The following is a 20,985-nucleotide window of genomic DNA, read 5'->3' as shown; positions in this document are numbered from 1 at the left end:
GATTGCACAAATGTGGGTAATGAAATAACCGCTCTATTCAATAGAGCGGTCTCTAATAAGTTAAATAACGATTAAATAGTCTGTTATTCTGAAGCCATGGCATCAGCTTTTGTTGGATGGACGGTGCCAAATGGATGTTGCGGTGGAGCGTAAATCACATAGACTTTAAGTGGTTTGTTGCCTGTGTTCGTTATGTTATGCCACTTGCCAGCAGGTATCATGATTGCATAGTCTTCGAAGGCATTCACAACAAAATCGAGATTCTCTCTACGATCCCCCATTTGAACCAGTCCTTGACCTTCTTCAATCCGAATAAACTGATCCGTATTCGGATGAACTTCTAATCCGATATCTTCACCTACATTTATGTTCATAAGAGTTACTTGGAAGTGTTCCCCCGTCCATAAAGCTGTACGAAAATTATTATTAAGCTTAGTTACTTTTTCGATATCTACCACCAAAGGTCTCTTCCCGTAATCCTTTAGAAGAATCACTTGCTGCCCTGTATTTTCCATACCCATTTGAGATCCTTGGTCTAGTGAATGATTGTTTCTTCCTGTATAAGTTGGATAATAATATGGATTATGTCCAATCGTGTATCCACCATATTGATGTGCTGGTGTGTGGTAGTAATACAATTTGCACCATCCCTTTACAAATATTATGAAGTCAGTATATGACTACATACAGGGAATGTGCCTAGCGAAACAAAGGGCTGAACTGGTTCCTCAGTTTTCATGGATACTTTTTTCGGCTGAAAATTGATTAGATACATCTTTAAAGTGAAGTTGCATCAATTCCTCCAGGGTTTTTTCTTCATTATCCTGCGAATCACTTTAAGCCCGACACCAATCATGTTCATTCTGGACAAGCCAAGCTTGTGACTATTTTCTGAGTCAAATTTCATTTCTAATCTCCACCTTGAAGTAAGGAAAAAGCCGCTAAGGTAATAGCGACTCTAATAGGATATATGTTTTGTCTCTCGACAGTACCTAATATGAAATACCTACACGATATCTGATATAAGAGTCATCATTAACTTGATTGTAGGTGAATTCTGCTGTATCACTCACGGATATCTCCGTGCCGCCTTCAGGAAGAACATCACGTTCTACACGGTAAACGCCTAAATATTCTCCATCCGGTAAATACGTAGGACACACTATCGTCCATTTCAATGTTGATTCTTGAAGCAGCGAGTACACACGGTGATGTTCCTCGGCAGCACGGGTGGATTTACGCCTCGATTCACTGGATTGATATCGTAGAATACTCGGAGAAAGCCTGCTCTGCAGAATACCTGCTGTCCCTACAGTAATGATTCGATTTATCCCTTCTTCACGCATTGCTTCAATGATTAACGGCATACTTTCGGATAGTGTATGGGTTCCATCTGTGTTCAGTGCACTAATAACGACATCGGCACCACGGATAGCACGCATAATATCTTCTTGATTCAACACATTGCCTTGAATGATTGTTAAATGTTCATCATGAACCTGGCATTTTTCAGGATGACGAACCAGTACAGTTACATGATGCTGATCCTTAAGTGCGTAGGCAGTGATCTGACTGCCAACTCGTCCAGTTGCACCCAATACTAGAATTTTCATATTTCTAATGCCTCCATCTTCTGCACTGTTCCATCTATTATCTTTTTAATTAATAACAAGTAGCTTAGACGGCAACAACATTTCTGAATAAAATTATCAGACAGTATATGACAAAATCAATAGCAGACATATTTTAAAAAGAAAAAAGCCGCTGATCAGCGGCTTATTTACCATCAATTGAACGTATTACATCATCATCATCAACAGAACGTAGGAGCTTAATTCTAATTTACTTGTAAGCCACAAATGTACGAATTAATATTCGAACAAACTTCCTCCATTGCTCAGGATCTACAGTTTCACAACGGCTCTGTAACAGTCCGTCTACTGATGGCAAAACCTACTATTCACTGGATAAGCCAAACGCTTTGTTCCGTTCCTTAAATCTCTCGTTATGTGACGAAACATAAGCCATTCTCGGCGCCTCGGGATCGATATACCGTTTGGCGCTGTTAAGTGCTAAGGCGGCATCCGTGAATGCCCCTGCAATCAGGTTAAGCTTGCTTTCGTAGTTGGCGAAATCGCCAGCTCCGAAGATGCCCGGCAAGTTCGTCTCTAGTCTCGGGCTGACGAATATGTTCCAGTCATCCATATCCAGTCCCCAATCCTTGATCCCTGTAAAATCAGACTTCAGTCCATGGTTGACGATAACCTCATCTACTTCTAGCTCGCGTGAATCCCCTGATTCGATGTGGTTAATCGTCACACGTTCAATCGACTTTCCGTTGCCGCTGTATAACTGCGTGACTTCATATGGCGTAAGCACGTCGGCAGAGGACTCCTTCATTCGAACAACGTTTTTTTCATGCCCGCCGAAGTGGTCGCGTCTATGCACGACAGTGACCTGAGCAGCGATGGAAACCAGCTCGTTCGCCCAATCGACAGCGGAATTCCCCCCTCCCGAAATAAGGACCCGTTTTCCTCTAAAAGGCTCCAGTTCCTGCACCGTATAGTGCAAATTGGATACTTCATAGCGCTCAGCACCTTCCAGCTCCAGCTTCGCCATTCGCAGAATGCCGCGGCCAATGGCCAGAATGACCGTACGTGTCCAGTGCTTCTCTCCCGTTGCCGCCTCCAGGATGTACGTCGAATCCGCTTGTTTCTCCAATCCGACAATGTGCTGGCCGAATACAATGGTCGGGTCGAACGTCTTCGCCTGCTCCGCCAATTGGGAGATTAATTTCTCGCATAGGATTGGCGTAACCCCTCCAACATCCCAGATCATCTTCTCGGGATAAATAAGCATCCGCCCACCCAGTTCGTCTTTCGCTTCGATTAGCTTTGTCTTTAAATCACGCATTCCACTATAAAAAGCAGTATACATTCCCGCAGGACCACCGCCAATAATTGTCACATCATATAATCCAAGCTGCTCAGTCAATTGATGCCCTCCTCCAGCCGGCTTATGTAACATCCGCGCTTATGATAATCATTATCAATATCATTGTAGCTTCGACAACGTGACAATAACAATGGACAAAACCGACGGTTACTTTATACAAAATGGAAGATGCCGTTCCGCCAGTCACAAGCGAAACCAAATCAAGCTAACGATCACAGGATATCATCGATTTTTTTGCCGTTGGAGATCATTCCATTATACATCCAAGTTAGAAAATCCACCTGGTGCATAATGTGGTCCGCCGAAATACGCTCTTCACTTGCTTACTGACTATTAAGTGCCATCACTACATCGTTTTAAAATGAACAACAAATAACCGCCGAGTTAAGGTTAGCTCCGCAGTCATAATGTCTTCATTATTTAATAATGGTTTCCCTTCATAAGAGCTACATTTGGAGCTTGTTCAATCCATTTAACAGAATGGTTGTCATTTGAATATCTCCACCGCGATCAATATGCGCAGACCACTTCGGAAAGACCTCCCCGAAGAATTCATTTCCCACATCGGTTAAATCAGTGCTTCGCAATACCAGGTCTTCTCTGAGCGAGCCATCCCCACTCTTGAATTTTTTAGTAGAACACCAGTTAATTGTTATAGATCCTTTCCATACCGTTGTCATTGAAGTAACTTGCTGTCGATAAGACAAGCTTTTGCTTTTTTAACATCGTAGGATAACTGTATCTTAATATACTCATGCTCATCACCTCGGGTTTCGCCTAATGGTTATGTCTAACCTTTCGAATACATAAAACACTAGTCAAATAGGAGAAATTCAGTGGCCAAAGGACCAACATTTCATTCAGCCCCACTGATCCTAAACTCAAGATATACGACTTGCTTTGCTACATCATTCGAGTTTTTATTCCATTTTTCAACATCCATGTTAAAATCGATATAACTAAATAAACGCTAATAAGGAGTATATTTTTACATGAAAGCTATTCTTATTGACGATGAAGTTTTAGCGTTATCTTATTTGGAGCTTCAACTACTGAAGATGGAAAACTTCAGCCTTGATATTATCGGTAAATTTACCAACCCATACGATGCCTTGGATATCGTTGAACATGCCAAAGTGGATATCGCCTTTATTGATATAGAGTTACCTGAGATCAATGGTATTGAACTGGCGGAACGATTGTTGGAGTATGACCCTGGTCTGATGGTGGTATTTGTTACAGCCTACCAAGAATACGCTGTGGACGCCTTCGAATTAAACGCCATAGATTACATTGTGAAGCCGGTCCGCTTTGACCGGTTGTCCAAAACAATGAATCGGATATGGAGCAAGAGTACAGCCAGATTGGATAACCCTGATCCCCATCAACCCCTCAGGATGACCATGTTCAAACAAGTCATGATTGAGGAGCCACAATCACCTGGACAATTTACGTTAATGCAATGGAGAACCTTCAGAGCACAGGAGCTTTTCCTGTATCTGCTTCAGCATAGGGGACAGCTTGTTCGCAAGTCGTCTATCGTTGACTTATTATGGAGCAATACAGATGTGAACAAGGCCTACTCACAGTTGTATACAACCATTTATCATATTCGCAAAACTCTTACTGCATATGGCAAGAGATTTCAGATTAAGAGTGCAAATGAAGGATACTTATTAGAGCTGGACCATATTATTTTGGACGTATCACTATGGGAAGACTCTATGCAGACAATTGATATCTCAGAGGACAACCTGGAGCTTCATCTGGAGAAGATAAACAGCTATACGGGTGAATATTTGCAGGAATACGATTATTGGTGGGCAGAGGCAGAAAGGCATAGACTTAAACAATTATGGCTAAACACAGCTCTAAGTGTTGGCAGTTGGTATGAAGATCAGCAGAGATTTGGCGATGCGTTGACTACATACTTGCAAATTCACCGCCTCTATTTAATAGAGGAAAAGTCTTCGTTTGCCTTAATGAAGCTGTATGACAAATTGAACGAGCCACAGAAAACGATAGAATGTTATCAAGAACTCACGACACGACTAAAAGAAGAATACGATATTCTCCCAGGAAACGATATTCAACAATGGTTTAAGGAGTGGCAAGAGAAACAACTTCCCTCTTAATCCGCATTTTAGATGTATAACAGATAAGAGCTTATTTATAAGCCCACTATAACGTATGATAAAGGATTGTTCATGTTGCCATCATTCACACCTATTAAGAAAATAATATCCAGACACAGGATGGCTTGGCTCATCCTCATTTACTTAGCAGCTTTAATTGGAGTAAGGTTTTTCTGGTATACGGAGTTCTCCCCTCCTAATCAGCCACATGCAGCCCAGGGAGAACTTGATTTGTCCCACTGGAAATTTACTGATCAACAGACGATCACACTGAACGGGCAATGGAACTTTACCCCGGGTACCTTCATTCATCCAAGCACATCCTTTAGGGATACAACACATTCTGCTAATTTGACAGAGGTTCCCGGTACTTTTAACGATACGAGTCCAGAATCCAATTTCGGAACTTATCGGCTTCGCTTACTTTTGCCTACATCTAATGCGTCTTATGGCATTCATATTCCTGAAATCAAGACTGCTTATCGCTTATATGTTAATGGAAGCCTTTTATACGAATCAGGTCATCCTGATGACAACCCGATTGGAACGATCTCCAAGGTTGTACCCTATACAGGTAACTTTACAGTGGAGCAGTCCACCATGGATATTGTCATTCATGTCAGTAATTTTCACTATCATAATAAAGGTGGCATTATTCAATCCATTAAATTTGGTACTCCATCTGCTGTCCTGAATGAAGTACACTTCAGCGAAAATATGCAGTTGCTCGTCGGTATTATTCTGCTGCTTCATATGCTATATATCGTTATTCTTCTTTTCGTAGGGCAGCGACAGAAAGAGCTTCTTTATTTTGCCGGAATTATTTTGTTTGCCCTGATTGTTACGTTAATAGACGATGACAAAATGATGCTTCAGTGGCTCCCGATCAATTTTGAATGGGCAGTACGTATGAGAATTGTTGGTTACTCCGCCCTTTGTTATTGTCTGGTGTTATGTACAAAGCACCTGCTTGGCGTACATAGTTTTAAGAAACTGATTTTTATTTTTTCTATATTCTTTTACTCATATGTATCCAGTACACTTCTCTTTCCGATCAGTTGGCTGGATTATACCTCCAAGATTCTGGGTATTTTCATGATCACGGCCATCTTATTAGTACCGATTATTTCAAGACAGGCTGTGAGGACAGGTCAAGAAGCAGCCACTTCAATATTACTTGCCGGTATTGCCGTATCGTTCAATATGTTATTTAGCGGATTGTTCAAGTCATGGTTTGATAAAGACCTGCCCTATTACCCGATCGACCTGATTGTAGCCTTTGTTGTGTTTGCATCCTTTTGGTTTGTACGTTTCACCAAAACAGCAATACGTGCGGAGAAACAAGCGGAAGCGCTCAAGAAAGTGGACAAACAAAAAGATGAATTTCTCGCGAATACGTCGCACGAGCTTCGTAATCCTCTCCATGCAATCATTAATATGTCTCAATCCATCATCATTCGGAGGGGCAGTAAGCTCGATACATCTGATCAAGAAGATTTGATGCTAATTACCAAAGTTGGACAACGCATGTCACGTCTGCTCGATGACTTGATTGATATTACCCTACTGAAGGATAGCCGGGTTACGCTAGAACCAACAAGTGTCTCTCTACCGGCAGTGGCCAAGGGAGTAGTCCATATGCTGAACTATATGACGGTAGATAAGAACGTGAAGCTGCAGAACGAGATTCCTGATACATTACCTAACGTCGCAGCTGACGAAAACCGACTTACCCAAATAATGTTCAACTTAGTTCACAATGCATTGAAATATACCAAGGAAGGCTGTGTTTCTCTTCGTGCGGAGATCCTGAATGAAGCTGTTTATGTTCATATTATAGATACGGGTATTGGAATTGACGAAGAACTGCAGCAGCGCATATTCTCCCCGTATGAACAAGTGGATTCCAGCATAACTTCTCCAGGCAGCGGCTTAGGTCTGGGACTCAGCATAAGCAAAAATTTAGTAGAACTTCATGGCGGAACACTGGAGCTGACGTCTAAAATTGGTCAAGGATCTGTCTTCACATTTTCCTTACCTCTGGCAGACGCCGTACCGGCTCTTAAGGGTGTACAGAACGGTGAAGAATTAGAGTCTCATTTCAATCACCTGGGATCCGACGTGATGAATGCAGCGATGGAAGCAGCTGTTTCTTCAGAGAATAGATACAAGGTGGATCATATCAAGGGGTCTATTCTTATCGTGGATGACGATGCCATCAATCTGAAGGTTATAAAATCATTGCTGGAGCTGGACAACTATGAGGTTACCGCTGTAAATAGTGCTGAAGAGGCCCTTAGACAAATTAACCATAAACAACAGTGGGATCTGATCGTAACCGATGTGATGATGCCGGAAATGTCCGGATATACCCTGACTGAAATGATACGAAAGAAGTTTACGATTTTCGAGCTCCCTATACTGCTATTAACGGCTAGAATCAGACCAGAAGATATTCATACCGGGTTTCTTGCGGGTGCTAATGATTATTTAACAAAACCGGTTGATATGTTAGAGCTTCAGTCAAGAATTCGCGCTTTAATCCATTTTAAACAGTCTGTTGACGAGCAATTACGTATGGAAGCTGCATGGCTCCAAGCTCAGATTCAGCCTCACTTTTTGTTTAATACAATCAATTCCATTGCTTCGCTTAGTCTGTTAGATCCAGACCGCATGATCACGCTGCTCGAGGCATTCGGTGATTACTTGAAGGGGAGCTTTAATTCAAGGAACTTAGAGCGCCAGGTTCCTCTGTCCCATGAGCTTGATTTACTGCGAGCTTACTTATATATCGAAAAGGAACGATTTGGAGAGCGATTGGAAATAGAGTGGAATCTGCCTGATCCGTTGGAGGCTAAACTTCCTCCACTTACGATTCAACCTATCGTAGAAAATGCCATCCGGCACGGAATATTGAACCGTACCAGTGGAGGAAAGCTAACTCTATCTGCTACAAAAGAAGCGGATTACATCCAATTCATCATACATGATAACGGAGTGGGTATGGATGAGACCAAGCTGTCCTCCCTATTAGATAGTAATAAAAAAGCGGGAACCTCTGGTGTGGGATTAACGAATACCGATCGACGGCTCAAAAAAATGTATGGACAAGGCTTAACGATTCAAAGTAAACCTGGTGAAGGAACTACGGTTTCCTTCTTCGTACCGAACCCATAGCATACAAAAAGAAGGAGCGAGCATGATTTCATGCTGCTCCTTCCTTTATTAATTTCAAGCCAAAAGCTTGCCTTTTACGATATCGCTCGCCGAATGGCGCCATTGGATGCTTTTCTTATAAATGAACCATGTTAGATACGATAATCTCAGTTTACATACTAGGATTACCTGGTTCCTCATTTCCTAAGTACATCTCGGTTTTTTCTCCATTGAATAACTGCTGAATTTGCTTTCGCAATTTGGAAGGATACAATGGTTGTCTGATCAGGTTATCGATATCAAGCCATTCATAACGGACTTGATGTTCGTCATCTTGGAAAAGTAAATGGTCCGTTAATCCTTTATATTCACATAAAAACACAAAATCCACACGGTGAAACGCCTCGCCATATACGCCTTCAATGACAAATTCCAATGAATTAGGAATGATCTCTACTCCGATTTCTTCTGCGACTTCACGCTTTACGGCTTCCGTTAATGTCTCCCCCGCACTTTGGCTTCCACCAGGCAGTATATAAAAAGCATCGCCATCATCGTCTATCTTAATTGCCAACATTTTTCTGTCTTCAATAATTAAGGCCTTTACGGAATTTCTTATCCTTCTCTCCATCTTATCTACTATCCCCTATATTCCTATTGATTTTATCCTCAGGTTCAGTTGCGCTTAAAACTAAGTTAGCATACCAGTCTCAACATATTCTGAACACCTCTAATGTATTTTTCGTCAATATTAGCGTACAGATTTAGTCAACGGGCGAGGCAATTTGTATTGGTAATATTTACTCATTAAACAGTGCTCACATCTTTGTTACAGTGGATAAGCATTTATGAAGACATAGACAGGAGTTTTAATAAACATGAACGTTCGCACCAAATCCATCATTGGTCTGCTTTGCGTGACGACATTAGCAGGGGCATATTTCAGTTACACGGAGCATCAGAATAATCGACAATGGGAGCAGCAGCAACAGCGCAGTACGCAATACTGGGCGAATATACAATCAATCTACCTGCGCGATTTTGATTATGCGCTTGCGGAATCTCTTGCGGCATCTACAATTGCAGATCGGCAAGCAGCACTTCAATCTGCGATTGAACATGCCAATATTATCTCGGAATATATAAGGATCGGATCCCTTACCATGAACTTTCAATCTTCGTCCTCGTATGAGTGGTTCATCACGGAAGGCAGCCACTACTTGGCCTATCCCGCCAGTGAGAAGGGAATGTCGCTCACCCCGGATCAATTAGAACAAATTCAGCGCTTGAGAACGTTCGCGAGGACCGCTCTACCGTATCTCGAGCAGATGAGAAAGAAAGCTTTTGATTCCTCTTATTCAGATATACAACAGATTTCGACCGAAATGGAAGAGGCCTTGTCTGAGCTCGACCCGGTCTTCACGTCCGGCAATAAAGCCTATAATGAATTCCGGTACAACCAGAATCCTTACATACCTCTGAAGCCAGGAACCGTTTTCGCCGGTGAAACCACGTATACGGCTACGGAGCTTGCGGCCAAAGCGAAAATTTTCATGGGGGAGGCTTGGAATAAAGGGGCAGGTAAGCAAATCGTCCACATGGCCTCTGGCGGGAGCAGCTCCGAGTTCGGAGAATTCATGGATTTCCGGTTATCGGACACTGATGGAAAATCAACCAGTTCCTATACCGTCAAGCTAAGTAAAAGCGGACACGTGCTCCAAGTGAGACGCAAGGGCTCGATCTCCAAAGATGCTGCTGTAGAGCAAAATATGGACTTAAAGCAGTTTATCGAAGTTGCGGACGCCTGGATGACTCGCTGGTCTGACGAACGTCTGACATTAACAGCAAAAGAGATAAAAGAAACTTCCATTTATCTCGTCTATATTCCAGTCCGGGAGCAAATCTCCATTCCGCAGATGAAAGTCGTATGGCGATTTGATCGTCGTACAGGTGCGTTGATAAGCTTTGATGCGTCTAATTATTTTTCCCATTATAATAAAAACTTCCCCCTTCACCCGAAGCTGACAGCGGAGCAAGCCTCTGCGAAGCTTGGCCCATACGTAAACGTCTCGGGTAAGCCAAAACTGAAGCTCCACAACGACAAACTCGTCTATGCATTTCCCGTCACCGGGATCGAAGGCGTTACTCACGTATACATTAACGCCCGCACAGGCGCTGGCGAAGGCATTGACTACAAACTGTAAGCCAAAAGAGGCAGCCCCGCGAATACCATCGCTGTGGACTGCCTCGTTTTTTTGTTTTGCTGTCACATTAGATTAAATTTCTCAGTAACACATTCTGGCTCTTTCTACAGATCACGCTTACCGTTCATCCGTAGCACAATGAGCTGGATATTCTGCTTCTACCGAAGCAGATCGATTTATTAATCCGATCATTGGGTTTGTGACAACATTTCAGACGATGTCGGTGTAAACGTATACGTTCCGCCAGCTTCTGCGTTGAAAGAAATCGGCTTAAGGCCAGGACCTTCCAACTGACAAAGTCCAGCAATTGAACTTTTTACGGTGACTTCAGTAATTTCTGATTTCGCCCAGGAAAATCCAATGGTATATCCGCCACGGGCCCTGAGCCCCTCCACACTCCCGTCACACCAATTGTCTGGTAAGGCAGGTAGAAGCCGTATCACATCGGTGTGGCTTTGCATTAACATCTCAGCAATTCCAGATGATCCCCCGAAGTTGCCGTCAATCTGAAACGGAGGATGATTGTCAAAAAGATTGGGCAACGTGGAGTGCTCCAGGAGAGCTCTTACATTTTCATAAGCCTTCTGCCCATCCTGTAGTCTTGCCCAGAAGTGAATGATCCAGGCCCGGCTCCATCCGGTGTGTCCACCCCCATTGTCCAATCTACGTTCGAGCGTTGTACGTGCAGCCTTTGCGAGTTCCGGCGTGTGTTCTGGAGTGAAGCTTTCTCCAGGGTACAAACCAAATAGATGCGAGATGTGCCGGTGCCCCGGTTCCACTTCTTCGTAATCCTCCATCCATTCCTGGATTTGGCCGTGTTTGCCGATTTGAGTCTTCGGAATTCGCGTCAGAACAGCAGCAAGTTCTTCCCTAAAGGTATGGTCCCTTCCGATCAACTCTGCACTTTGAATGCATGCAGTGAATAGAGCTTCAATGATCTGAAAATCCATCGAAGCGCCTGCACATAGAACCCCTACCTCACCATTTGGCAGCTTGTAGCTATTCTCTGGAGAGACGGATGGACAGGTAATCAGACGGCCATCTGCATCCTCAATTAGATAATCAAGGAGAAACTGCGCAGATTCCTTCATCGTTTCGTATGCTTCTTCCAGAAAAATGAGATTCTGACTATATCGATAATGCTCCCATAAGTGCAGGCATAACCAAGCAGCACCCAGCGGCCAGAAGGAAGCGGGCAGGTAGGTATCCTGAGGGGCTGTGTCTGCCCAAATATCCGTATTATGATGTGCGGTAAACCCGCCGCAGTCATACATCTTTCGTGCCGTAATTCGGCCAGGCTCCCGCATTCGCTCAATCAGATCGAACAATGGCTCATGGCACTCGGCTAGATTGCAGTTTTCGGCGAGCCAGTAGTTCATTTGGGCATTAATGTTGATCGTAAATTTGCTGTCCCAAGGCGGAGTGAAACTGTCATTCCATATGCCTTGAAGATTAGCAGGCAAGGAACCTGGCCGGCTTGAGGAAATCAGCAGATAACGACCAAACTGAAAATAGGTTTCGATCAATTCGGGATCTTCTTCTCCCCTTTGGAACTGTTTTAATCTCTCATCCGTCGGACCATCATGACGATCAGAACGTTTGGACAGGTTCAATGAAACCCTGCTGTACAGTTCATGATAATCCGATGTATGCCGTACATGCAGTGTTTCATAAGGAATCCGACTGAGCTCGTCTATACGAAGTTTAGAGTATAATTCCGGATCTTCCTGGCGGAAAGTCGTTTCCGCAGCAAGCAGCAGTGTGACCGAGCTCGCCTCCTTCACCAGCAAATACTCGCCAAGGAGCTGACAGGCACCTCCATCTGGTATCGCTTTCAACACAGCTGCGAAGGAGCTGCCGTCTGTACCACCGCAATCACCAAGCATAATGAGTCCGCTTTGCTCCCACTTCTTGGTTTTCTCCAGGTATCTCCAATTCTGTCGATTAAAACGGGCTTTCATAGACAAGGCATTCTTCTTGTCTGTTGAGATTCGGATGATAATGGCTTGATCCGGATGGCTGGCAAACAGCTCACGAGTATAACGGATACCATTAACCTGATAGCTAACCCGGGAGATGCCCCGGTTCAAATCCAGCTCACGTACATAATCTTCAACAGGACCATCATGATTGCCGAATGATAACTGCAGCTCACCAAGTGGCACATAATGTCTCTGGGCTTCAGGAAGCCCGGCCATCGTCATGCTGGCCAACTCTTCAGCCTCCCGAAGTTTCCCTTCCATGATTAACTTGCGGATATGGGGCAGATTGGGCAGTGCATCATCGTTATTCCGATCCCGAGGGCCCCCATACCACATCGAGTCTTCATTTAACTTCAAACGCTCCTCCGCTACGCCTCCAAATATCATTGCCCCAAGCCGACCGTTCCCGATTGGCAAGGCCTCGTTCCATATCTCTGCCGGTTTGCTGTACCACATGCGATGATTGTTCCGATTAGATTCTTTCATTCTGAACCTCCACTATGAATTTCAATGAATGATAAGAGATTAATCACATAATAACATCCCAACAAAGAATAAAAATAACGTATTCATGCAGATCCATACTCTTTCATGATATGAGAATCGAGAAGATCATGTATTGGGAGATTTTCTTCGATAAACATCAATGAGATTGGCTTCCTGCAATAAAAGATTACGGACCTGATTCGCAAGAATGCGAACCGGCCCGTGTTTGATAATAATAGATGATTTGTCGCCCAGGATTGGTATATACCTACCCATTCTCCCTACTTGGAAATGGATGAAGAATCATACGCTGCCTGCATAATTTCCAGATAACGCTTGATGTTGAGGCCTTCCAGCCCTTTCACATAATCATCCCAATCCTTTTCCAGACTCTTTGCTCCTGTGATGAATTGCAGGGCATTCTGGTCAATATAATCCTTGAGGTTCGTCTGCATCATGCTTGTTTCGTCCGCATTTGCCGGGTCCACCCATAGTGCCCAATGCGGAAAAACTTCCTCGGGTTCTTTGCCTTCCATCAAGAGTGTTGCCTCATAAAGTCGGCGCTCATAACCGTCACCTGCATAGATGTCCTTACCTTGTACTTCGGCATCGCGGTATGCTCTGTGGTGATTATACTGACTCAGCGCACCCCAGCTGTCATTACGAGGCTCCTCACCTGTGGGGAGGGGAATGGCTTTGTAGAGTGGCTCTACCTGATCATTAAGGGCCACGTCTCCTTCCCTCCGGCTTCCGCCAGCTGGTGCCTTCCTCACCCAAATATGCACTCATGGCTCCTTCTTGTGTGTAGAGATAATCCAGCATTTTTATGGCTGCAATCTGTGTCTCTTCACTTGCTTTGTTTGTAAGGACAAACGATGCTCCAGGGTCAATAGGATAGTTATAGGTCGCATAATTGGCATGCGGCCCTTTCAAAGGAGGAATCGGATTATAATCCTTCCCATATGGAGCACCCTCGGCTGTATTAACAAAAAGAGATGGGTGCATGGCTGCACCTGCGCCAAGTAGCTGCGCATCCGCATTATCTCCGATTTTTTTAAAGGCCCCCACATTCTGAGTGAACGCACCGGGGTCAATCAAACCTTCATCATACAGCGACTTGATATAGGCCAGTCCTTCCTTCCACTCCGGTTTGTTCGCAACCGTATCAACCCGGCCATCCTTTGCAATGAGATACGTTCTGTCATCGTCGTAGATAAACCCGTTCATCAAATAGGGAATGATGTGCACGCCGAAATTTTCAATGGAACCGCTCAGCGGAACTTCATCCGCTTTACCGTTGCCGTTCGGGTCCTTGGTTTTGAATGCTTTTAGCACTTCCTTAAATTCTTCCGTCGTTGTAGGCTCGGATAAGCCCAGCTGCTCTAGCCATTTCGTATTCATCCACATTTTGTTCGGATATGAGCAGTGGAAACATTCATTCAAGCCCGTCAGACCGTAAATATTACCGTCGGGTGCAGTGTTCATTGCTTTATAATATTCACTGCTGTCCAGTACCTTTTTGATATTCGGTGCGTATTGCTCAATTAGATCATTGAGCGGCACAATGACTCCTTGCTGACCAAATTTCAACAAGTCCGTTTGAGAAAAACGGTCCACCCATGGAATGAGCAAATACAGATCCGGGTAGTCCCCCGAAGCCAATGATATTTGTCTTTTTTCAGCCGCGCCGTCGAAAGGAACCGTCGTCCAGTTTATCTTCACGTTAAACTTCTCTTCCATCTTCTTCGTAAACTTGTTCGTTTGAAGGTTGGTATCCGAACTTTGATGGGCAAACACATTAATGGTTACGTTGTCCCCGGATGAAGGGTCGCTCCCCTCTTCTCCGCTGCCCGGATTGGAGGATGAACATCCCGCCAGTGCCACAGACAGAAGCAGTATACAAGCAAGTACAAATGACCCTGTTTTTCTCAAATAGACCCTCTCCCTTACGAATGAATGTAGCGAACTAGCCCTTGACGGAGCCAATCAACATGCCCTGAACGAAATATCGCTGCACAAACGGATAAATGACGAGTACCGGCAAACTGGCCATAACAATAAGTGAGAACTTCATCAACTCGGCCATTTGCTGCTGCTTCACCATCTCTCCCACATCCATATTCCCCGTGCTGTTACTCAGAATCAGAATGCTGCGGAGAATCAACTGAAGCGGATAGAGCGATTGCGTTTTTAAATAAATCAGGGCATCAAAATACGCATTCCACTGCCCAACGGCATACATCAATGACAAAACAGCGACGATGGGTTTGGCTAGAGGCAGAATGACGCTGAAAATGAAACGGATATCACTGCATCCGTCAATATCGGCTGCCTCGGACAGCTCTTCCGGGATGGAATTTTGAAAAAAAGTACGCGCGATAATCACCTGCCACACCCAAATGGCATTTGGAATTAGCAGAGCCCAGCGAGTATCGATCAGTCCCATGGATTTGACCACGAGGTAAGTTGGAATTAATCCGCCGGAAAATAGCATGGTGAATGTAATAAACATCATGAGTGGGCTGCGCCCAACAAAGGTCTTTTTGGAAAGCGGATAAGCAATCATAATGGTCAGCGCTACACTAATGATTGTTCCTATTGTGGTGTAAAATAACGAATTGGCGTAACCCATGATAACCTGATCGTTGCGCAATACAGACTTATAGCCGTCGAGTGTCATATCAACAGGCCACAGCCAGACTTTTCCGGATGTAACTGCTGCCGGGCTGCTCAGAGAAGAGCTTACGATATAGATCAGTGGATAGAGTACTGCAATCAAGACAACCGTCAGAATGAGGTAGATGATGGCTATAAACACCCGGTCCCCAAAAGATTCTCTGATGGTACTCCTCTGACTAACCGCTGAACCGGCTTGGGACTGCAACTTGCTCATCTGATTCCCCCCTTCCTTATCCGCATTACCACAAGCTTGTATTGGACAGACGCTTGGCGGCAGCATTGACTGTTAACAATAGAACCAGGTTAATAAGCGAATTAAAGAGGCCAACTGCGGTAGCAAAGCTGTAATTGGCATTCAGTAAACCCATTTTGTACACATAGGTGGAGATAATCTCGGAAGCCGATAAGTTCAACGGATTTTGCAGCAAATAAATTTTTTCAAATCCGACGGCCATGATATTGCCAACGCTCAGAATCAGGATAATGACTGCCGCCGGCAGCAGGCCGGGCAGATCGATATTCACCATTTTCTGAAACCGGTTAGCTCCATCAACCTTGGCTGCCTCGTACAACGAAGGATCAATACCTGCAAGTGCTGCCAAATAGATGACTGCGGAATATCCCATGCTCTGCCAGACATCTGAAAATACATAGATGGAACGAAACAGCCCAGGCTCTCCAAGGAAATTGACCGCTTCAAAACCAAGCGTTCCTGCGATTGTGTTCACAATGCCCAGCCGCGGCGATAGGAAAAGCATGATGATGGATACCATAACAACGGTTGAAATAAAGTAAGGTGCATAAGTAACCATCTGTACCGTTTTTTTGAATTTGGCGTTCTTGACTTCGTTCAACGCCAGTGCTAGAAGTATCGGGACTGGAAAACCCACGACCAAACTGTAAAAGGAAATATACAGTGTGTTTTTGATCAGGGTAGCGAACGCCGGGTTTTGGAAAAGCAGCTCAAAATATTTGGTGCCCACCCACGGACTTCCCCAGATCCCCTTTATTACGTTGTAATCCTTGAAAGCGAGCACTGCATTAACCATAGGCACATACTTGAAAATAATGAAGTACGCGACGGGAGGAATCATCAACAGATAGAGCTGCCAGTGCCTCCTCCAGCTTCTGGACAAGGCCAGTTTCACTGCAGACCGCCTGCCTTGTTTTACTACCGTTTTGCCATTCGAGATTGTTGTTCTCAGAGTCATCCCCCCAGGAGGTAGCCTATATGAATAAGGCCCTCTTTTTATTGATAGCGCTTTCTTGTTCGTAATCATAAGAGGGCTCCCTCAGTCACGTAAAGGTACACTTTACTCGTTGAGGTACGAATCAAGGACAACAAGGCCGAGAAGCCTGATATGGCTTTAATTTCGCAATGATTTTTTTGATGTTTCTGCTTGGATTGATAATCATGATTGTGCCAGCTTCATTCCATTTCGTTCTCCATCTGGCGAAATGAACTAGGCAAAATCCCACGGACTCGCTTGAAGGCTCTTCGGAACGAATGTGCGCTGTTGTATCCGGTGGTCAGGGCAATCTCATCGATCGTCCGTTCAGTCTCACGCAGCAGTTCAGCAGCTTTGTTAATTCGTACCTTCTCCACATAGTCGGAAAGGTTCTCTCCGGTATACTCTTTGAATAACTGCGAGATATATTTTTCCGGTTTACCCATTTGTTCTGCAATGCGATATACCGTTAAGGTTGCATCGGCATAGCGTTCCTGAATGTAAGCCATCGTTTCGTTGATAATTTCAGCATGCATATTGGATTTTTTGCGTTGTATGTCCAGGCAGACGTCTTTCGCCAGTTGATGAAACTTGTCCCGGAGTACGGTAACACTGTCCGTTACCTGAATAGCCGCAATCCGATTCTTAAACTCATCGACAAGTTCTTCGTCCAGCATGATCTTGGGTTCCAGCTTCAGAAATGTTCCCTTCAATTCCACAACGAACTGCTGTGTCATGTCATAAGACAGCTCTCGCTCAGTAAAATTGCGGTGGAACAACTGATCCAGAACCCGATCCGATTCTTCCATTTCACCCGCCTTCAGCGTATTGAGCAGACGCTGTTCGGACTCCATCGGATAGTAATACAATTCGGTTTCCTTGACGGTGTCCTCGAATCTCACCAGATGCTCTGTTCCCATATGAATGGCATATTCCAATGCTTGTCTGGCCTCGTTAAACGAACGGCCAACATCATTCCACACCTCATAAGAAGACCCAATTCCAACAGTGGTCGATACCCGGTATTCCCGGTAAACTGCATTCATCCGTTTGCTCAGTTCGGATACCGTTGTGTGCAAGGATATATCCGAAGGTTCTACGCTAAGCGGTTGTACAAAAGCAATCTGATCTGTTCCCCAGTCTGTTATCAAGATCTCTGAATTCCATGTCGTCAAGGCTTCACGCACGATAAGCCTCGCGACGCTTAGTTCTTGAATAATTTCTTCGCTATCGGGACTTCCATAACCGTCTACCTTCACAATCCCTACAACCCCTCGGCTCGTATGAAGAGGTATATCGGTCTGGGAAGAGAGCGCCTCCAATTCGGGGATGGTGTAAAACTCACCTGTCAGCAGACGTTTGATGAATCCATCCCGTAACATGGGAATCTGTTCATTTAATGCATTCTTAAGTACATGGTTATTGGTAATTAGGCTAGTGATATTGCTTGCCAAAAAATCATATTCGTTGCTTGTCTTTCCAGGCAGCCCTATATCCTGTTCCCGGAAGACCGACAGAAGCCGGTGAATCGGTGCGCTGTGTCGGTAAGCCAGCATTAGCCCAATCAATAATCCAATACCAAGTGTTGCTAGCGTAAAGGTAAAGGTAACCTGCTTGATCTGATCGGCTTTTACCATAAGCGCACCTTCGGGGATGCCAGCCATGTAATTCCAGCCGTTTTGATTGGAGTGAATGGAAATAAGTAGCCGCCCGTCGTCCATTGGCATCACTTCATCGTTCTTGTTAGCAGGCATACCTTTCAAGTTTTCCGCCTCGGCTTCATCTATACCACGCGAAAAAATAATATCTCCACCCGAATCTGTCACCAATGTCCACCCCCCATATTGCTCCACAATAGGTTGAGTCAAACTCGCCATCTGATTCTCATCAATCATGACGCCAATGGTAGCCTGCGGTTTGTTGAAGCTGTTTAAAGGAAGCGACTGAAGAAACGTGATGGCTGGAGCATTCACAAACACATCACTTCGAATCTCCTTCTTATAATTTTGTAGGGGAATGATTTCATTTAAATGCGGCTTTTTTAATACGTTCTCTTTCCACTCTGCAAACGTGACGCCTTCCACGCGGTTGGCAGCAAAATAATGTTCAGGTCGGTAGTAAACCGTCGTAGGCGTAATAATGACATTGTAGTTGGGGATATAGATGAAAAAATGAGACAAATAATCATTCGTACTGCTGTACATGGACAGGCTGCGCTGCATGCGGCTCAAACCATAGACATTATTAACGTCATGCGGCTTGGGATCAGCTATTAAACGGTTTAAATCCTGGTTAATGGCCAGTTGTCTCGTGAAATCCTCAACCAGCATCAGATTTCGTTCAATAATTTCCTTGCTCAGGTTGAGCGATTTGAGGCTGTTCTCAATCGAGCTGGTCCTCGCTGCTTCAATGGATGTTCGATAGGAGGCATATCCGGCAATTTGAGGAATCATGAGAACAATAAGATACGAAATCATGAATCTGCGAAACAAAGGCGAGAATTTGGACCATAAGCGCTGCATATGTACCCCCTTCTTTCGTAAACGTTTACAAAACTGTTTTGTTAATGATACACCTTTCATTTGCACAAGGTGAAGGTACAACTTCGGCTTTGGGGTACAAATCCTTAAATTCCTGTCCAATACCGAAATCAATCGAACATCAACAAACCTTTTGCATTTCTCCGCACCATGCGTTAATATTTTTATATTGACAAATTTGCAGGTAAAAAATAAGGAGGTGAACGTAATGTCTCCCCGTACCAAAGAACAAAATGAACTTATTCGCATACAGCGCAGAGAACAGATTCTGGACGTCGCCGCCCGCTCCTATTTTCGCACGGGCGGCAGCTTTGATATACGTGACGTTGCCCGCGAGGCAAAGCTTGGTTACGGCACAGTGTACCATTATTACCCCAACCGGCATTTATTAATAGAAGATGTGCTGGGCAGCGGCTTTGAGAAATGCGAACAAGTTATCGAAAAATGGACGAACAGCAACAGAAGCAACCCGGATGATAAGCAGGTATTGACCTATTGCATAGCGCTGCTCCAGCTATGGCAATCGGACGCCCGTGCATATCTTGTCTACAAAATGGCAGCAGAACATTATGCAGGCTTGCCTGAGAAGGATCGCTACCACGCCAAGAAACGATTCATGGAACGGCTTTACGTTCCACTTCAATCGATCACCCAGTGTGAAGATGATCACATAGACCATATGCTCGCCGTGCTGGTGGGCTGCTGTGGATTGTACTATTATGCAGGCAATTCCGACCTTGATGTTAATCGAATTGCCCGTCTTGCCATGCAAGCTATTAAGAAGGAGTCTTGATACGAAAATGGTCATTTTAAAAAGCAAGTATGAAATTGAGGCTATCCGCAAGGCATGCCAAGTGGTGGCTGAATGCCATCGTACAATTGCCCCGCTTATCAAACCAGGCATTACGACTAATGAGATTGATCGCATGTTCGAGGAGATTATGTTGAAGCACGGCGCAAAGCCATACCAGAAAGGCTATAAAGGCTACCCATATGCGACCTGTGCTTCCGCCAATGATGTGATTGCACATGGTTTCCCCAACAATAAGCCCCTTGAGGAAGGCGATATCGTGACGATTGACACGGTTGCTGAGTTCGATGGTTGGCTCGGTGATTCTGCCTGGAGCTATGCGGTCGGGCAGATCTCGCCAATGGCCAAGAAGTTGATGCGGGTCACGAAGGAATGTCTTGACCTCGGGATCGCGCAGGCGCAGCCCGGCAATCGGCTCGGCGACGTGACAAGCACGATTCAGCGGCATGCGGAATCACACGGCTTCGGGGTCGTACGCGACCTCCTCGCCCATGGCATAGGCCGCGACCTGCACGAGGAGCCGACTTATATGCATGTCGGCAAGCCTGGAAAAGGCCACCGCATCAAGGAAGGTATGGTATTTACGATTGAACCCATGATTACCGAAGGATCTTACTCCCTGACAATTGATCCCGACGGCTGGACCGCACGGACGATCGACAACAAGCTTGCCGCCCAATACGAACATACCATTGCTATCACGGCTGAAGGTCCCCAAATTCTAACCCTGCAATAGAACAAATAGAGGTCTGACAACGAGATGGTCGACTTCTTTTCACATTCTCCGTTAGATGAATAAAAGCAGCCG

The 20,985-nt window shown here is 44.8% G+C and carries 14 protein-coding genes and 1 pseudogene; 5 read left to right on the top strand and 10 right to left on the bottom strand.

Going from position 1 to position 20,985, the window contains the following annotated elements:
• Nucleotides 1-83: 83 nt before the first annotated feature.
• The 4 genes from ABGV42_RS04595 to ABGV42_RS04580 all read right to left on the bottom strand — a co-directional run bounded on the left by ABGV42_RS04595 (nucleotide 84) and on the right by ABGV42_RS04580 (nucleotide 3,635).
• Nucleotides 84-638 carry a cupin domain-containing protein gene (locus ABGV42_RS04595; RefSeq protein WP_347380589.1) on the bottom strand — a complete coding sequence of 185 codons (555 nt, stop codon included), beginning with the start codon at nucleotides 636-638 and terminating at the stop codon, nucleotides 84-86.
• Between the two features lie 354 nt (nucleotides 639-992).
• Nucleotides 993-1,613, bottom strand: coding sequence for an NAD(P)-dependent oxidoreductase (locus ABGV42_RS04590; protein WP_347380588.1), 621 nt, complete (start codon nucleotides 1,611-1,613; stop codon nucleotides 993-995).
• A gap of 343 nt (nucleotides 1,614-1,956) precedes the next feature.
• Nucleotides 1,957-2,994, bottom strand: a complete 1,038-nt coding sequence (locus ABGV42_RS04585; protein WP_347380587.1) for an NAD(P)/FAD-dependent oxidoreductase — start codon at nucleotides 2,992-2,994, stop codon at nucleotides 1,957-1,959.
• Nucleotides 2,995-3,401: 407 nt separating this feature from the next.
• On the bottom strand, nucleotides 3,402-3,635 hold the full coding sequence (locus ABGV42_RS04580; RefSeq protein WP_347380586.1) for a hypothetical protein: 234 nt from the start codon (nucleotides 3,633-3,635) through the stop codon (nucleotides 3,402-3,404).
• Between the two features lie 312 nt (nucleotides 3,636-3,947).
• Between ABGV42_RS04580 and ABGV42_RS04575 the strand changes: the two genes are divergently transcribed.
• Complete coding sequence (locus ABGV42_RS04575) at nucleotides 3,948-5,090, top strand: response regulator (protein WP_347380585.1); 1,143 nt, start codon at nucleotides 3,948-3,950, stop codon at nucleotides 5,088-5,090.
• A gap of 231 nt (nucleotides 5,091-5,321) precedes the next feature.
• Nucleotides 5,322-8,267 (top strand): hybrid sensor histidine kinase/response regulator, encoded by a 2,946-nt coding sequence (locus ABGV42_RS04570; protein WP_347380584.1) that lies wholly within the window; start codon nucleotides 5,322-5,324, stop codon nucleotides 8,265-8,267.
• Between the two features lie 151 nt (nucleotides 8,268-8,418).
• Here ABGV42_RS04570 and ABGV42_RS04565 read toward each other — a convergent pair whose 3' ends face one another.
• Nucleotides 8,419-8,877, bottom strand: coding sequence for an NUDIX domain-containing protein (locus tag ABGV42_RS04565; RefSeq protein ID WP_347380583.1), 459 nt, complete (start codon nucleotides 8,875-8,877; stop codon nucleotides 8,419-8,421).
• A 247-nt stretch (nucleotides 8,878-9,124) separates the two neighbouring features.
• Here ABGV42_RS04565 and ABGV42_RS04560 point away from each other — a divergent pair, with 247 nt between their 5' ends.
• Nucleotides 9,125-10,450 (top strand): hypothetical protein, encoded by a 1,326-nt coding sequence (locus ABGV42_RS04560; RefSeq protein ID WP_347380582.1) that lies wholly within the window; start codon nucleotides 9,125-9,127, stop codon nucleotides 10,448-10,450.
• A gap of 188 nt (nucleotides 10,451-10,638) precedes the next feature.
• On the opposite strand, the gene ABGV42_RS04555 is transcribed toward ABGV42_RS04560, so the two are convergent.
• The 5 genes and pseudogenes from ABGV42_RS04555 to ABGV42_RS04535 all read right to left on the bottom strand — a co-directional run bounded on the left by ABGV42_RS04555 (nucleotide 10,639) and on the right by ABGV42_RS04535 (nucleotide 19,348).
• A complete protein-coding gene (locus ABGV42_RS04555) occupies nucleotides 10,639-12,918 on the bottom strand; it encodes a glycoside hydrolase family 95 protein (protein ID WP_347380581.1) in 2,280 nt (759 codons plus the stop codon).
• Between the two features lie 281 nt (nucleotides 12,919-13,199).
• A pseudogene (locus ABGV42_RS04550) lies at nucleotides 13,200-14,850 on the bottom strand (ABC transporter substrate-binding protein).
• Nucleotides 14,851-14,884: 34 nt separating this feature from the next.
• Nucleotides 14,885-15,811 carry a carbohydrate ABC transporter permease gene (locus tag ABGV42_RS04545; protein ID WP_095357727.1) on the bottom strand — a complete coding sequence of 309 codons (927 nt, stop codon included), beginning with the start codon at nucleotides 15,809-15,811 and terminating at the stop codon, nucleotides 14,885-14,887.
• A 25-nt stretch (nucleotides 15,812-15,836) separates the two neighbouring features.
• A complete protein-coding gene (locus ABGV42_RS04540; RefSeq protein WP_430203747.1) occupies nucleotides 15,837-16,691 on the bottom strand; it encodes an ABC transporter permease in 855 nt (284 codons plus the stop codon).
• 335 nt (nucleotides 16,692-17,026) lie between these two features.
• Nucleotides 17,027-19,348 carry a helix-turn-helix domain-containing protein gene (locus tag ABGV42_RS04535; protein ID WP_347380579.1) on the bottom strand — a complete coding sequence of 774 codons (2,322 nt, stop codon included), beginning with the start codon at nucleotides 19,346-19,348 and terminating at the stop codon, nucleotides 17,027-17,029.
• 226 nt (nucleotides 19,349-19,574) lie between these two features.
• On the opposite strand from ABGV42_RS04535, the gene ABGV42_RS04530 reads away from it, so the two are divergent.
• Both ABGV42_RS04530 and map read left to right on the top strand, forming a co-directional pair.
• A complete protein-coding gene (locus ABGV42_RS04530; protein ID WP_347380578.1) occupies nucleotides 19,575-20,159 on the top strand; it encodes a TetR/AcrR family transcriptional regulator in 585 nt (194 codons plus the stop codon).
• Nucleotides 20,160-20,166: 7 nt separating this feature from the next.
• Nucleotides 20,167-20,913, top strand: coding sequence for a type I methionyl aminopeptidase (map, locus tag ABGV42_RS04525; protein WP_347380577.1), 747 nt, complete (start codon nucleotides 20,167-20,169; stop codon nucleotides 20,911-20,913).
• Nucleotides 20,914-20,985 lie beyond the last annotated feature (72 nt).

Origin of the sequence: Paenibacillus pabuli (assembly GCF_039831995.1) — a bacterium.
Lineage (GTDB): Bacteria > Bacillota > Bacilli > Paenibacillales > Paenibacillaceae > Paenibacillus > Paenibacillus pabuli_C.
The sequence above is the reverse complement of the archived record's forward strand: the minus strand, read 5'-3'. Positions and strand labels throughout refer to the sequence as shown.